Annotated in this window: 11 protein-coding genes; 7 read left to right on the top strand and 4 right to left on the bottom strand. The window is 72.9% G+C overall.

What is annotated here, in order from left to right; translation table 11 throughout:
* Positions 1–51: 51 nt before the first annotated feature.
* Together ACFOSY_RS11540 and ACFOSY_RS11535 are read right to left on the bottom strand one after the other, a co-directional pair.
* Positions 52–324 (bottom strand): antitoxin, encoded by a 273-nt coding sequence (locus ACFOSY_RS11540; RefSeq protein WP_394306665.1) that lies wholly within the window; start codon positions 322–324, stop codon positions 52–54.
* Positions 325–347: 23 nt separating this feature from the next.
* Positions 348–656 (bottom strand): hypothetical protein, encoded by a 309-nt coding sequence (locus ACFOSY_RS11535; protein WP_394306664.1) that lies wholly within the window; start codon positions 654–656, stop codon positions 348–350.
* A gap of 181 nt (positions 657–837) precedes the next feature.
* On the opposite strand from ACFOSY_RS11535, the gene miaA reads away from it, so the two are divergent.
* The 6 genes from miaA (at position 838) to hflX (ending at position 9,216) form a co-directional block, all read left to right on the top strand.
* The gene (gene miaA / locus ACFOSY_RS11530) at positions 838–1,776 is read left to right on the top strand and encodes a tRNA (adenosine(37)-N6)-dimethylallyltransferase MiaA (RefSeq protein WP_394306663.1); all 939 of its coding nucleotides are present in this window, start codon (positions 838–840) and stop codon (positions 1,774–1,776) included.
* A 108-nt stretch (positions 1,777–1,884) separates the two neighbouring features.
* Positions 1,885–2,388: a hypothetical protein gene (locus ACFOSY_RS11525; RefSeq protein WP_394306662.1), complete on the top strand. Its 504-nt coding sequence runs from the start codon at positions 1,885–1,887 to the stop codon at positions 2,386–2,388.
* Between the two features lie 115 nt (positions 2,389–2,503).
* On the top strand, positions 2,504–3,373 hold the full coding sequence (dapF, locus tag ACFOSY_RS11520) for a diaminopimelate epimerase (protein WP_394306661.1): 870 nt from the start codon (positions 2,504–2,506) through the stop codon (positions 3,371–3,373).
* A 296-nt stretch (positions 3,374–3,669) separates the two neighbouring features.
* Entirely contained in the window at positions 3,670–5,802 is a 2,133-nt protein-coding gene (locus ACFOSY_RS11515; protein WP_394306660.1) for a RelA/SpoT family protein, read from the top strand.
* A gap of 166 nt (positions 5,803–5,968) precedes the next feature.
* A complete protein-coding gene (locus ACFOSY_RS11510; RefSeq protein ID WP_394306659.1) occupies positions 5,969–7,564 on the top strand; it encodes a M1 family metallopeptidase in 1,596 nt (531 codons plus the stop codon).
* A 158-nt stretch (positions 7,565–7,722) separates the two neighbouring features.
* A complete protein-coding gene (hflX, locus tag ACFOSY_RS11505) occupies positions 7,723–9,216 on the top strand; it encodes a GTPase HflX (protein ID WP_394306658.1) in 1,494 nt (497 codons plus the stop codon).
* 72 nt (positions 9,217–9,288) lie between these two features.
* Here the strand turns inward: hflX and ACFOSY_RS11500 are convergent, their stop codons facing one another.
* Positions 9,289–10,497, bottom strand: a complete 1,209-nt coding sequence (locus tag ACFOSY_RS11500) for a hypothetical protein (protein WP_394306657.1) — start codon at positions 10,495–10,497, stop codon at positions 9,289–9,291.
* 101 nt (positions 10,498–10,598) lie between these two features.
* Positions 10,599–11,822, bottom strand: coding sequence for a trypsin-like serine peptidase (locus ACFOSY_RS11495; protein WP_394306656.1), 1,224 nt, complete (start codon positions 11,820–11,822; stop codon positions 10,599–10,601).
* Between the two features lie 372 nt (positions 11,823–12,194).
* Between ACFOSY_RS11495 and ACFOSY_RS11490 the strand changes: the two genes are divergently transcribed.
* Positions 12,195–14,192, top strand: a complete 1,998-nt coding sequence (locus ACFOSY_RS11490) for an ATP-dependent DNA helicase (protein ID WP_394306655.1) — start codon at positions 12,195–12,197, stop codon at positions 14,190–14,192.
* Positions 14,193–14,610 lie beyond the last annotated feature (418 nt).

The following is a 14,610-nucleotide window of genomic DNA, read 5'->3' as shown; positions in this document are numbered from 1 at the left end:
CGGACGGCCGGGGCGGGATGCCCCGGCCGTCCGCCGTTCGTCTGCCGCCGCTCAGGAGGCGGGCGGCGGTCCGGCCGGCGGTGTGGTGCCGCCGCCCGCGCCCGGACCGGGGTCGTTCTTGTGCGAGAAGCGGTCCACGGCCTCCTTGGCCTTCCCCGTGCCCGACTGGATCCGGTCGCTGTACTTGCCCTTGGTCCGCCGGTCGACGGTCTGCGCCGCCTTGTCCAGGCCGTGCTGGATCTTGTCCTCGTGCTGCTGCGCGAGGCCGGAGACCTTGTCCTTGGCAGGACCGAGCTTGGCCTTCAGATTGTCCAGGAGACCCATGATGTACCTTCCCTCGCGGCACGCTACGTGCGGGCGCCCTCGCCGGCCTCGGTGTCGGCGGCCTTGCCGGACTGCTGCTTCGGGATGTCGACGCCTTCCGTGACGGTGGCCTCGCCGGACTCCTTCACCGGCGTCTCGGAGGCGGCGGTGGCCTCGTCGGCCGCGGTCGTGGCCTCGGGCTCGGCCGTCGCCGCCGTGCCGTCCGTACCGGTCCCCGCCTTCTGCCCGTCGGTCTTCTGCCCGTCCGTCTTCTCCCCGTCGGTCCGGGCCTCGGCCGCCGCTGTCTCTCCCGTGGTCTTCGACCTCCGAAAAAGTCGTGCAAAAACGCCCATATCCACTCCATACGTTACTCGTGCGGGCGAAATTCCGCGTAGCCCGGTGTGTCCATCCGTGTGAGCCGGGCGAGCGCCACCGCGATCCGGCGGCAGGAACCTCGAACGGGCAACGACCCGGCGGACCCCGCGTCACGTAACCCGTTCGAGAGCCGCCCTCGAGGTTTGGGAGACTGGATCGGTGAGCAGCGCACCCCACGCCCCCCGCGTCATCGCCGTCGTCGGTCCCACCGCGGCCGGAAAGTCCGATCTGGGCGTCTTTCTGGCCCAGCGGCTGGGCGGCGAGGTCGTCAACGCCGACTCCATGCAGCTCTACCGGGGGATGGACATCGGTACCGCCAAGCTGACGCCCGAGGAGCGCGGCGGGATCCCGCACCACCTGCTCGACGTCTGGGACGTCACCGAGACCGCCTCCGTCGCCGAGTACCAGCGGATGGCCCGGGAGCGGATCGACGCGCTGCTCGCCGAGGGGCGCTGGCCGGTCCTGGTCGGCGGCTCCGGCCTGTACGTCCGCGGGGCCGTCGACAACCTGGAGTTCCCCGGCACCGACCCGGAGGTCCGGGCGCGGCTGGAGGAGGAGCTGGCCCTGCGCGGCCCCGGTGCGCTGCACGCCCGGCTCGCCGCGGCCGACCCGGACGCCGCCGGCGCGATCCTGCCGAGCAACGGCCGCCGCATCGTCCGCGCGCTGGAGGTCATCGAGATCACGGGGCGGCCCTTCACCGCCAACCTTCCCGGCCACGACTCGGTCTACGACACGCTCCAGATCGGCGTCGACGTGGCCCGCCCCGAACTGGACGAGCGCATCGCCCGCCGGGTGGACCGGATGTGGGAGGCCGGGCTCGTCGACGAAGTGCGCGCACTGGAGGCGCAGGGGTTGCGCGAGGGGCGTACGGCGTCGCGCGCCCTCGGCTACCAGCAGGTGCTCGCCGCACTTGCCGGCGCGTGCACCCAGGAGGAGGCACGGGCCGAGACCGTCCGTGCGACCAAGCGCTTCGCGCGCCGTCAGGATTCATGGTTCAGGCGCGATCCGCGGGTGCACTGGTTGAGTGGGGCCGCGGCGGACCTCCGGGAACTTCCGCGGCTCGCGATGTCGTTGGTCGAACGACCGGTTACAGCCTGATCACGTCCTGGCATCGGGACGCCCAGGCCGTCATCCGGGCCTGTGACGCCGTGCCATCATCAAGCTTCGATCGACCAGTGGAGTCCTAAGTTGGGAGGGCGCGTGGCGATGGAGGCCGGCCCTCGCGACACCGCACACAGCACCGAGCACCTCACCACCGAGCGGGATGCCTCGGAGCCGGACGCGGGGCGTCTCAGCCCTGACGGGCCCGAGGAGACGCAGGGCGGTGTGACCGACGACGGTCCCGAGCCGGAGGAGATGTTCGCCGGCGGGGACGAGGTCGAGGTCGAGCTGCGCCCGCAGCGCAGGCTGCGCGTCTGGCAGCTCGCACCGATCGTCGGCCTCGGCGCGGTCGGCTCACTGATGTTCGCCTTCCCGCTCGCCTTCGACTTCGGCGACAGCGGCGCGGTCATCGCCATGCTGGGCCTGCTGATCTGCTCCTGCGCGGCGGGCTGGGGCATGATGGCCGCCCGCAAGGTCGGCTACACCTGGCCGGGCCTCTCCGCCCGCGGCTCGGACCGCACGTCCGACTGGCGCGTGGTGGCCGCGTACGCGGTGATGGTCGCGGCGGTGGTGGCCCTGGCGGTCTGGCGAGTGGCGCGCCTGCGCTGATCTCCCACCGCGACGCGGTGGGCTTCCGTCCCGCCCTCGCTGTGGGCGTAGGTCCCCCGCCCCCGTCGTCCACCGGCGGCGACGGCCCTCCGCCGCCACCCCGTAGGATCGAGGAATGAGCACGCGGATCGCCTTCCTCAAGGGGCACGGTACGGAGAACGACTTCGTGATCGTGCCGGACCCGGAGAACGCCGTCGAGCTGTCGGCGGCGGCCGTCGCCGCGCTGTGCGACCGGCGCGCCGGGATCGGGGGCGACGGGCTGCTGCACGTCGTGCGGTCCGCGGCGCACCCCGAGGCGCGGGCCATGGCGGGCGAGGCCGAGTGGTTCATGGACTACCGCAACGGCGACGGATCCGTCGCCGAGATGTGCGGCAACGGCGTGCGCGTCTTCGCGCGCTACCTCCAGCACGCCGGACACGCCGTCGAGGGCGACCTCGCGATCGCCACCCGCGGCGGTGTGAAGACCGTGCACATCGCCAAGGACGGCGACATCACCGTCGGCATGGGCCGCGCGGTCCTGCCCGAGGGCGACGTCACCGTGACCGTCGGCGAGCACAGCTGGCCCGCGCGCAACGTGAACATGGGCAACCCGCACGCCGTGGCCTTCGTCGCCGATCTGGCCGACGCGGGCGGCCTGTTCACCGAGCCCTCCTTCGCCCCGGCCGCCGCCTACCCGGACGGCGTGAACGTGGAGTTCGTCGTCGGCCGCGGCCCGCGGCACGTGGCGATGCGCGTGCACGAGCGCGGGGTCGGCGAGACGCGCTCCTGCGGCACGGGCGCGTGCGCCGTCGCCGTGGCCGCCGCCCGCCGTGACGGCGTCGACCCGCGCGACACCGGCCTGCCGGTGACGTACACCGTGGACCTCCCCGGCGGCACGCTCGTGATCACCGAACACCCCGACGGCGACATCGAGATGACCGGACCCGCGGTCATCGTCGCCGAGGGCGCGATCGAGACCGAGTGGCTGGAGAACGCCGTCCGCTGAACGGTGCGCTGTACGATCTTCCGCTCTCCGGCCCTCCTCGCCGTCGATCCGCAGACCGGAGCGGGTGCGGGGCTTCGAGATCATGGGGCCGGTCCCACCCGATGGCGTGAAAACGACCTTGAACGGCCCATCGCTCTTTGGAGTGATCCGTTTCACGCTCGGCCGGAGGCGGCCGGTGCGACCCCCTGCGGCTGGATAGCATCAAGCACCGGCCCGGACGGGGGATCAACGCCGTCTCCCAGGCCCGAGTCCGCCCTGGGGCGCCGTCCGCCGGATCCACGCAGCCGGAGGTGCTCATGAACGCGGAGGCCGCGAAACCTGCGACCCCGGGCCCGCTCGCATCGGGTCACGTCACACCGGCCGGGACGCGCCGCAAGTCCCGCCCCCGGCTCGACCTGCGCCGGCTGGGCCGCGCCGCCCTGATGGGGTCGTCCTCCGCCCGCGACCGGCTGCCCGACGCCATCGGCCACGTCGTGGACGCGCACCGCGCCCACCATCCCGACGCCGACCTCGAACCGCTGCGCCGCGCCTACCTGCTCGCGGAGTCCTCCCACCGCGGCCAGATGCGCAAGAGCGGCGAGCCGTACATCACCCACCCGCTCGCCGTCACCCTGATCCTGGCCGAACTCGGCGCCGAGACCACGACGTTGACCGCCTCGCTGCTGCACGACACCGTCGAGGACACCGACGTGACGCTCGACCAGGTGGGCGAGCAGTTCGGCGAGGAGGTGCGCTATCTCGTCGACGGCGTCACCAAGTTGGAGAAGGTCGACTACGGCGCCGCCGCCGAGCCCGAGACCTTCCGCAAGATGCTCGTGGCCACCGGCAACGACGTCCGCGTGATGTCGATCAAACTCGCCGACCGGCTGCACAACATGCGCACCCTCGGCGTGATGCGCCCCGCCAAGCAGGAACGCATCGCCAAGGTGACACGTGACGTGCTCATCCCGCTCGCCGAACGCCTCGGTGTCCAGGCGCTCAAGACGGAGCTGGAGGACCTGGTCTTCGCGATCCTCCACCCCGAGGAGTACGAGAAGACCCGCGAGTTGATCGTCCGCAACGCCGCCCGTGCGGACGACCCGCTCGCCGACGTCGCCGACGACGTCCGCGAGGTGCTCCGGGAGGCCGACATCCCGGCCGAAGTCCTCATCAGACCCCGGCACTTCGTCTCCGTGCACCGTGTGTCCCGCAAGCGCGCCCCGCTGCGCGGCGCCGACTTCGGCCGGCTGCTGGTGCTGGTGAACGAGGACGCGGACTGTTACGCCGTGCTGGGCGAGCTGCACACGTGTATGACGCCGGTGGTCTCGGAGTTCAAGGACTTCATCGCCGTCCCCAAGTTCAACCTGTACCAGTCGCTGCACACGGCGGTGACCGGCGACGACGGCCAGGTCGTCGAAGTCCTCATCCGCACCCACCAGATGCACAAGGTCGCCGAGGCCGGCGTCGTCGCGCTCGGCAACCCCTACGCCGCCCCGCCGGAGGAGCAGTCCGCGGGCGACGGCGAACGCGCCGACCCGACCCGCCCCGGCTGGCTGTCCCGGCTGCTCGAATGGCAGCGGGCCGCGCCCGACCCGGACACCTTCTGGTCCACGCTCCGCGAGGACCTGGCCCAGGACCGGGAGATCACCGTCTTCCGCCCCGACGGCGGCACCCTCGGCCTGCCCGAGGGGGCGACCTGCGTGGACGCCGCCTACGCGCAGTACGGCGAGGACGCGCACGCCTGCATCGGCGCCCGGGTCAACGGGCGGCTGGCCACGCTGAGCACGGTGCTGAAGGACGGGGACACCGTCCAGCTGCTCATGGACCAGGACGCGGCCTCCGCGCCGTCCCGGGAGTGGCTCGACCACGCGACCACCCCGGCGGCCCGCATCGCCATCCAGCGGTGGCTCGCCACCCACCCCACCGCCGAGGACAGCGCCCCCACGACGGACGCCCGCCCCCTGCCGGAGGCCCCCCAGCCGTCCGGCGCCGAGAACACGGACCCCGGACGTCCCGCCGCCGCGCAGGTGCTGGCCGACCGGGCCGGCGCGACCGCACGGCTGGCCGGCTGCTGTACGCCGGTACCGCCCGACGAGGTCACCGGGTTCGCGGTGCGCGGGGGAACGGTCACCGTGCACCGGACGGAGTGCCCCGCGGTGGCGCGGATGAAGAGCGCGGGGCGCACGGAGGTCGGCGTGCGCTGGGGCGAGGGCGCGGAGTGCCGGGTCACGCTGGTCGCGGAGTCGTTCGTGCGGCCGCATCTGCTCGCGGACCTCACGGAGGCGATGGCCACGGAAGGCGCCGAGATCGTCTCCGCGACCGTCGAACCCCCGGACCGCCAGCAGGTCCGCCACACCTACACGGTCCACCTCCCGGACGCCGCCCACCTCCCGGCCCTGATGCGCGCCATGCGCAACGTGGCAGGCGTGTACGACGTGACCCGGGCGTAGCCGCAGCCGGAGGCGCCGGGGCCTGAGACGGCCCAGGCTTGGGACGCCCCCGGCCACCCCCGATGACGGCACCCGGCGCATAGACCCCTGCGGTGTGATTACCCGATCGGGTAGGTCGGGAGCGCGCCGCCACTGCGGCGTCCGCGCGCGCTGATAGCCGTGAGGCATGCCGCTCACCTCCCGTCACCCCGCCCCTCGAACCGCCCGACGCCCGGCCGGCCCGGCTCGCCCCGCACGCCGCCGCACCGCCCAGGCCCTCCTCGCCTCCGCCGTCGGCGTCTGCCTGGTCGCCGCCGGTGCCCCCGCCGAGCCGCTCGGCATCGGGGACCCGCTCTTCCCGCACCTCGGCAACCCCGGCTACGACGTCCAGGCGTACGAGCTGGACCTCACCTATCCGGGCCGGAACGACCGGCCGCTCGAGGCCGTCACCACCGTCGACGCCCGGATCACCGCCGAGCTGGACCGGATCAACCTCGACTTCGCCCACGGCACGGTCCGCTCGGTCGACGTCGACGGGGAGCCGGCCGCCTTCGCCGGTGCGGGGGAGGACCTGGTGATCACCCCCGGCGACGGCCTCGACCGGGGCGAGTCGGTGCGTATCACCGTCCGGCACACCAGCGACCCCCGGCGGCCCGCGGACCGCGAGGGAGGCTGGGTGCGCACCGCCGACGGCCTCGCCCTCGCGGGCCAGGCCGACGCCGCCCACCTGGTGTTCCCGTGCAACGACCACCCCTCCGACAAGGCGATGTTCACCTTCCGGATCACCGTCCCGGACGGCTACACCGCCGTCGCCAACGGCCTGCCCACCGCCATCGACCGTGCCCCCGGGACCACCACCTGGAGCTACCGGACCCGCAACCCCATGGCCACCGAACTCGCCCAGGTGTCCGTCGGCCGCTCCGCCGTGCTGCACCGCACCGGACCGCACGACCTGCCCCTGCGGGACGTCGTCCCCGCCGAGCACCGCACCGCCCTCGAACCGTGGCTGGCCAGGACCCCGCGGCAGATCTCCTGGATGGAGGACCGGGTCGGCCGCTACCCCTTCGCCACCTACGGCCTGCTGCTCGCCGAGGCCTCCACCGGCTTCGCCCTGGAGACCCAGACCCTCTCCCTCTTCGAGCGCGACCTGTTCACCGACCCCGCCCTGCCCGCCTGGTACGTCGAGTCGATCATGGTGCACGAGCTGGCCCACCAGTGGTTCGGCGACAGCGTCAGCCCCCGCACCTGGGCCGACCTGTGGCTCAACGAGGGGCACGCCACCTGGTACGAGGCGCTGTACGCCGAGGAGCGCGGCGGCAGGTCGCTGGAGAGCCGGATGCGGGCCGCGTACGAGTCCTCCGACGGCTGGCGCACCGCCGGAGGACCGCCCGCCGCGCCGAAGCCGCCCGAGCAGGGCCGCAAGATCGGCATCTTCCGCCCGGGCGTCTACGGCGGCGCCGCGCTGGTGCTGTACGCCCTGCAGCAGGAGATCGGGCGGGAGGTGTTCGACCGGCTGGAGCGCGCCTGGGTCGTCCGGCACCGCGACGGCAACGCCTCGACCGCCGACTTCGTCCGCCTCGCCTCCGAGACCGCCGGCCGCGACCTCACCGGCTTCCTGCACCCGTGGCTGTACGACGACACCACCCCGCCCATGCCCGGTCACCCCGACTGGCGCTCCTCGAAGCGGGCCGCGACGGCTGAGCCCGGCCCCCGCACCCGCGAGTACCGGCACGGGCATCTGCCCGGCCCGCACGGGCATCGCGCGGACGCGGGCGGGGAATAACACGGTGACGAGACGGGCCGTACCGTGCGACCATCGTCGGGTCCGCGCGACAGGGGAAACGGGAATCTCCCGGGGTACCCGGACGTTGTGGACAGTGACGGAAGGGCCGTCGGCCCGCCCCGTCGCCGCAGACGGCAACCCAACGACGTAAGGACCCAATGACCTCCTCTTCTTCCCCTTCCCAGGACACCAAGCGCTTCGCGCACAGCCACGCCGAGGGTCTTCGGGCCGATGCCCTGATGGAAGAGGACGTCGCCTGGAGCCTCGAGATCGACGGAGAGCGGGACGGCGACCAGCTCGACCGCTCCGAGCGTGCGGCACTGCGCCGTGTCGCCGGCCTCTCCACCGAGCTCGAGGACGTCACCGAGGTCGAGTACCGGCAGCTCCGCCTGGAGCGCGTCGTGCTCGTCGGGGTGTGGACCTCGGGCACCGTGCAGGACGCCGAGAACTCCCTCGCGGAGCTCGCCGCCCTCGCCGAGACGGCGGGCGCCCTCGTCCTCGACGGCGTGATCCAGCGCCGGGACAAGCCGGACGCGGCCACCTACATCGGCTCCGGCAAGGCCGAGGAGCTGCGGGACGTCGTGCTCGAGTCGGGCGCGGACACCGTCATCTGCGACGGTGAGCTCAGCCCGGGCCAGCTCATCCACCTCGAGGACGTCGTCAAGGTCAAGGTCATCGACCGTACGGCCCTGATCCTCGACATCTTCGCCCAGCACGCCAAGTCCCGAGAGGGCAAGGCGCAGGTCGCGCTCGCGCAGATGCAGTACATGCTGCCGCGGCTGCGCGGCTGGGGTCAGTCGCTGTCCCGGCAGATGGGCGGCGGCAAGGGCGGCGGCCTCGCCACCCGTGGTCCCGGTGAGACCAAGATCGAGACGGACCGGCGCCGGATCCGCGAGAAGATGGCGAAGATGCGCCGGGAGATCGCGGAGATGAAGACCGGCCGCGAGATCAAGCGCCAGGAGCGCAAGCGCAACAAGGTGCCGTCCGTCGCCATCGCGGGCTACACCAACGCGGGCAAGTCCTCGCTGCTCAACCGCCTCACCGGCGCGGGCGTGCTGGTGGAGAACGCGCTGTTCGCCACCCTCGACCCGACCGTGCGCAGGGCCGAGACCCCGAGCGGCCGGCTCTACACGCTGGCCGACACGGTCGGCTTCGTCCGGCACCTGCCGCACCACCTGGTCGAGGCGTTCCGCTCCACCATGGAGGAGGTCGGCGACTCCGACCTGATCCTCCACGTGGTGGACGGCTCGCACCCGACCCCGGAGGAGCAGCTCGCCGCCGTGCGCGAGGTGATCCGGGACGTCGGCGCCACCGACGTGCCCGAGATCGTCGTGATCAACAAGGCCGACGCGGCGGACCCGCTGACCCTTCAGCGGCTGCTGCGGACGGAGAAGCGCTCCATCGCCGTCTCGGCCCGCACCGGCCGGGGCATCCCGGAGCTGCTCGCCCTGATCGACAACGAGCTGCCGCGCCCGTCGGTGGAGATCGAGGCCCTCGTGCCGTACACCCACGGCAAGCTGGTGGCGCGTGCGCACGACGAGGGCGAGGTGATCTCCGAGGAGCACACCCCGGAGGGCACGCTGCTCAAGGTGCGGGTGCACGCGGAGCTGGCGGCGGAGCTCGCGCCGTACGTTCCCACCCCGGCCGGCTGACCCGGACCGCGGACATGTGACGAGGGCCCGCCCCCTGCCGAGCGCAGGGGGCGGGCCCTCGTCATCCACGGCTCACCTGCCGCCGTAGGTCCTGCTCATGTTCTGGTACAGCGCCTCGGCGTCCGGGCCGAGCCGCGGGCCCGCGAGCCAGGTGTGGTCCAGCGGGCCGATCGAGGTGTTCGACACCAGCACCGTCTCGCCGCCGGCCACCCGGAACCAGCCGCCGCCCGACGAGCCGCCGGTCATCGTGCAGCCGATGCGGTACATGTCCGGCAGGTTCGGGGCGAGCGAGAAGCGGCCAGGGGTGTCCAGGCACTTGAACATCCGCAGCCCGTTGTACGGCGCCGCCGCCGGGTAGCCCCAGGCGCCCATGGTGCCCGCCTCGGCGGCGGTCGGGCCGGAGAAGTCCACGTCGAGCGCGGCGCCCACGGTCTCCTCCAGCGACTTGGCGCCCTGCTCCGGCTGTACGTGCAGCACGGCGTAGTCGTACGCCGCCCCGTCGCCGCCGCTCTCCGAGCCGCCCTGGATCCAGCCGTTCGAGGTGGACACCCAGTCCGCCCACCAGTTGCCGTACGGGGCGACCTCGGAGGCGCCCGCCTGGGCCAGCTCCGCCTCGGACCGGCCGTAGTCGTTGTAGGCCGGGACGAAGACGATGTTGCGGTACCAGCCGCCGTTCGCGCCGGCGTGCACACAGTGCCCGGCGGTCCACACCAGGTTGGACTTCCCCGGGTGGTTGACGTCCTTGATCACCGTGCCCGAGCAGACGGCCGAGCCCTCGGGGGAGTCGAAGAACACCTTCCCGACCGGGGCGGCGTTCTCGTGGTACGGCGTCTTCTCCGCCTGGGCGGTCACCGGCGCCGGCTCCGGATCGCTGAGCCCCTGGGCCGCGGAGGCGTCCTGGGTGGTAACCGTCTTCTCGGCCTCCTCCGCGGACCGCATCCGCTCGGGCTTCCAGAGGCCCTCGATGACCGGGTTGACGAAGTCCCGCGCCTCGCGCAGCCACTCGTCCTTGTCCCAGTCCTGCCAGCCGCCGTCCCGCCAGCGGTCCACGTCGATGCCGTGTTCCTTCAGACGGTCGGCGATGTCGGCCGGGAGGCGGACCTCGCCGCCCGCGTCGTCACCGGCCTTGCTCGCGGTCGCGTCGGGCCGGTCGGTCGCCTTGTTCTCCGACGACCCGCCGCAGGCGGTCGCGGTGAGCGCCAGCGCGGCGAGCAGCGCGCTCGCGGCGAGGGCGGTCCGACGTCCGTGCAGGCGCGGGACGGACGTGGAAAGGAAACGCATGCTGTGGTGACCCCCGTCACTACTCGAAGTTCCTGTGCCGCGGCTCGGGTGTTCCGTCGTCCGCCCCGGGTGCGCGGCGCCACCCGGGGCGGACGGTCCGGTCACTGGCCGGCGAACTTCTCGCTGACCGCGTCGTAGACGCCCTTGGCCTCCTTGCCGAGCCGCGGCCCGGCCAGCCAGCCGGTCGTCACCGGGCCGATGGAGGTGTTGGAGACCAGCGCCGGCTCGCCGTCCTGGCCGGCCGCGATCCAGCCGCCGCCGGAGGAACCGGCGGTCATGGTGCACCCGATGCGGTACATCGTCGGGTCGGACGCGCTCAGCGACAGCCGGCCCGGCTTGTCCTCGCAGGAGTACAGGGACTGCCCGTCGTACGGCGGCGCGGCCGGGTAGCCGATCGCCGTCATCTCTTCGATCTTCGGCACGGCGGGCGCGTCGAAGTCCACCGGCATGGCCGAACCGACCGTCTCCTCCAGCGACTTGCCGTCGCCGCCCTTCTCCGGCGTCACATGGATGACGGCGAAGTCGTACGGGGCGCCGTCACCGCCCGTCGCGCCGCCCTGCTCGATCCACTGGTCCGAGGTCTGCGCCCAGTCGCCCCACCAGATGCCGTACGGAGCGACCTCCTCCTTGGCGGCCCCGCCGACCTCCTGCGCCGGCATGCCCGAGTCGTTGTACGACGGCACGAAGGCGATGTTGCGGTACCAGCCGCCCTTCTTGCCCGCGTGCACGCAGTGGCCCGCCGTCCACACCATGTTGGACTTGCCGGGGTTGGCCGGGTCCTGCACCACCGTCGCGGAGCAGACCATCGTGCCCTCGGGGGAGTCGAAGAAGACCTTCCCCGCCGTGGGCGCGTTCTCGTGGTACGTCGTCGGCACGGCCTTCGCCTGCACCGGCTTCGGCGTCGGGTCGGTCACGCCCTGGTCGCCGGAGATGTCGTTCTCGTCGACCTCAGGCTGGTCGGGCTCGTCGGCGTCCCGCATGCGGTCCGGGTCCCACAGGCCCTCGATGATCGGGTTGACGAAGTCCTGCGCCTCACGCAGCCACTTGTCCTTGTCCCAGTTCTTCCAGGCGCCGTCCCGCCACTTGTCGAGGTCGATCCCGTGCTCCTTGAGCCGGTCCGCGATGTCGTCCGGGATCTTGAGTTTGCCGTCGTCGGCGGCGGCCGTCGCGGAGCTGTCCGCGCTCGCGTCGGTGTCGCCCGACTCGCACGCGGTGGCGGTCAGGGCGAGGGCGGAGGCCAGGGCAACTGCCGCCAGTACGGGGGAGGTTCTGCGTGACCGCCTCCTCTCGCGGCGGACGGTGGACGACGGCCGTATGGATCGCATGATCTGAACTCCCCCTGGAATGAACGATGGTGGTACGACGCCGGCGTCAGATCCGACCCGGACGGGTCGCAGTGCCGCTCCGACGGCTGGGACAACGGCACCACACACTAGGCGTTCGCCGTGGGGGACGTCCGACGGAACGGCAACGGTTCGGCTACAAGGGGCCTGACCTGGCCGGTCGTGTGCGGATCTCGTGGAGCGGGGGCGTGGGGGCGCGGGAGGTGGTAGCGGGGGCGGTCCTTACCGGGCGCCGGGCGCGGGGCGTGAGGGGGGTGTGGCCGGCGCGGGACACGGGCGCCGGGCGCCGGGCGCCCCGGTCGCTCCCGGTGTGCGCGCACGTTTGTCGGTGGGGGGCCGTAGGGTGGTCGGGCTATGACAAAGCCCTCACTCCCCGAACTCCTGCATGCTGCTGTCACTGCCGTCGGCGGCACGGAGCGCCCCGGTCAGGTGGCCATGGCCGAAGCCGTCGCCGAGGCGATCGACGACAGCGCCCATCTGCTGGTCCAGGCCGGCACCGGCACCGGCAAGTCGCTGGGCTACCTGGTGCCCGCGCTCGCGCACGGGGAGCGGGTCGTCGTGGCGACGGCCACCTTGGCGCTCCAGCGGCAGCTGGTGGAGCGGGACCTGCCGCGCACGGTGGAGGCCCTGCATCCGCTGCTGCGCCGCCGCCCGGAGTTCGCCATGCTCAAGGGCCGGTCGAACTACCTGTGCCTGCACCGGCTGCACGAGGGCGTGCCGCAGGACGAGGAGGAGGGCCTCTTCGACCAGTTCGAGGCGGCCGCGCCCACCAGCAAGCTGGGCCAGGACCTGCTGCGGCTGCGCGACTGGTCGGACGAGACGGAGACCGGCGACCGGGACGATCTCACCCCGGGCGTGTCCGACCGCGCCTGGTCGCAGGTGTCGGTGTCCTCGCGGGAGTGCCTGGGCGCCACCAAGTGCGCGTACGGCGCGGAGTGCTTCGCCGAGGCGGCCCGCGAGCGCGCCAAGCTGGCCGAGGTGATCGTCACCAACCACGCGCTGCTCGCCATCGACGCCATCGAGGGCGCGCCGGTGCTGCCGCAGCACGAGGTGCTGATCGTGGACGAGGCGCACGAGCTGGTCTCCCGGGTGACCGGGGTGGCCACCGGCGAGCTCACCCCGGGGCAGGTGAACCGCGCGGTGCGGCGAGCGGCGAAGCTGGTCAACGAGAAGGCGGCCGATCAGCTGCAGACGGCCGCCGAGGGCTTCGAGCGGCTGATGGAGCTGGCCCTGCCCGGCCGGCTCGAGGAGATCCCGGAGGACCTCGGCTACGCGCTCATGGCGCTGCGGGACGCGTGCCGGACGGTGATCTCCGCGATCGGCGCCACCCGCGACAAGTCGGTCCAGGACGAGGACGCGGTCCGCAAGCAGGCGCTGGCCTCGGTGGAGAGCGTCCACGACGTGGCGGAGCGGATCACTCAGGGCTCCGAGTGGGACGTCGTCTGGTACGAGCGGCACGAGCCCCGCGGCGGAGCCGCATATCGGCACAGTGGTGCTTCGCTTCGGGTCGCGCCTATGTCGGTCTCGGGGCTGCTGCGGGAGAAGCTGTTCACCGACCGCTCGGTCGTGCTGACCTCCGCGACGCTGAAGCTGGGCGGCGACTTCAACGGCGTGGGGGCGTCGCTGGGGCTCGGGCCCGAGGGCGCGGAGGGCGACGACCTCCCGCAGTGGAAGGGCGTGGACGTCGGCTCGCCGTTCGACTACCCCAGGCAGGGCATCCTGTACGTCGCCAAGCACCTGGCCCGCCCGGCCCGGGACGGGGACCGCACGGACATGCTGGACGAGCTGACGGAGCTGATCCAGGCGGCCGGGGGCCGCACGCTGGGGCTGTTCTCGTCGATGCGGGCGGCTCAGCTCGCGGCGGAGGAGCTGCGGTCGCGGATCCCGGAGTACCCGATCCTCCTCCAGGGCGAGGAGACGCTCGGCGAGCTGATCAAGAACTTCGCGGCGGACCCGCGGACGTGCCTCTTCGGCACGCTGTCGCTGTGGCAGGGCGTGGACGTCCCCGGGCCCAGCTGTCAGCTGGTGGTCATGGACAAGATCCCGTTCCCGCGTCCGGACGACCCCCTGATGAGCGCCCGCCAGAAGGCCGTGGAGGAGGCCGGCGGCAACGGCTTCATGGCGGTCGCCGCGACGCACGCGGCGCTGCTGATGGCCCAGGGAGCGGGCCGCCTGGTCCGCGCCTCGGGCGACCGCGGGGTGGTCGCGGTCCTGGACCCCCGCCTGGCGACGGCCCGCTACGGCAGCTACCTGAAGGCATCGATGCCGGACTTCTGGTACACGACGGACCGGAATCAGGTCCGCAAGTCCCTGGCGGCGATCGACGCGGCGGCGAAGGAGACGGAGAAGTAGGTGCGGGGCCTGGGGCCCCGCTGCCCTCTGGGGGAAAGGGGTGGACCTCACGCCCCTGGAGGGAGGACGCGGGGCCGCCTCCGGCCGCTACGGAGCGGGCCGGACGACTGCCTGCCGTACTCGGCGTGGGCGGGCTCCGCGGGGCAGATGTCTTCCGGAGGGTCACTACGGGGCCGAGCCGCAGGAATCTCGGCCTGACGACTGGCTGTGGCCGGACCTGCCCGCGGATCCCGCGCCTCCCGACGGCGCGCGACACACAGCCCTAGGGCCCGACGACCTGACGACTGGCTGCGGCCGGAGCCGCCCGCACGGGTCCCGCGTCCGGGACGGCGTCTCTGGCCACCGTCCCGGGTCCGGCGCGGCCGGAGTGGCTGGCATCCCGCTCGCCCGCAGGGCCGACGCACCGGAGGCGGCGTGT

Origin of the sequence: Streptomyces lusitanus, assembly GCF_042647945.1 — a bacterium.
Lineage (GTDB): Bacteria > Actinomycetota > Actinomycetes > Streptomycetales > Streptomycetaceae > Streptomyces > Streptomyces pseudogriseolus.
The sequence above is the reverse complement of the archived record's forward strand: the minus strand, read 5'-3'. Positions and strand labels throughout refer to the sequence as shown.

Bases quoted from the DNA above. Each gene is read 5' to 3' on its own strand.
- ACFOSY_RS11540 (WP_394306665.1), bottom strand. From the start codon at position 324: ATGGGTCTCCTGGACAATCTGAAGGCCAAGCTCGGTCCTGCCAAGGAC.
- ACFOSY_RS11535 (WP_394306664.1), bottom strand. From the start codon at position 656: ATGGGCGTTTTTGCACGACTTTTTCGGAGGTCGAAGACCACGGGAGAG.
- ACFOSY_RS11525 (WP_394306662.1), top strand. From the start codon at position 1,885: ATGGAGGCCGGCCCTCGCGACACCGCACACAGCACCGAGCACCTCACC.
- dapF (WP_394306661.1), top strand. From the start codon at position 2,504: ATGAGCACGCGGATCGCCTTCCTCAAGGGGCACGGTACGGAGAACGAC.
- ACFOSY_RS11515 (WP_394306660.1), top strand. From the start codon at position 3,670: ATGAACGCGGAGGCCGCGAAACCTGCGACCCCGGGCCCGCTCGCATCG.
- ACFOSY_RS11510 (WP_394306659.1), top strand. From the start codon at position 5,969: ATGCCGCTCACCTCCCGTCACCCCGCCCCTCGAACCGCCCGACGCCCG.
- hflX (WP_394306658.1), top strand. From the start codon at position 7,723: ATGACCTCCTCTTCTTCCCCTTCCCAGGACACCAAGCGCTTCGCGCAC.
- ACFOSY_RS11500 (WP_394306657.1), bottom strand. From the start codon at position 10,497: ATGCGTTTCCTTTCCACGTCCGTCCCGCGCCTGCACGGACGTCGGACC.
- ACFOSY_RS11495 (WP_394306656.1), bottom strand. From the start codon at position 11,822: ATGCGATCCATACGGCCGTCGTCCACCGTCCGCCGCGAGAGGAGGCGG.
- ACFOSY_RS11490 (WP_394306655.1), top strand. From the start codon at position 12,195: ATGACAAAGCCCTCACTCCCCGAACTCCTGCATGCTGCTGTCACTGCC.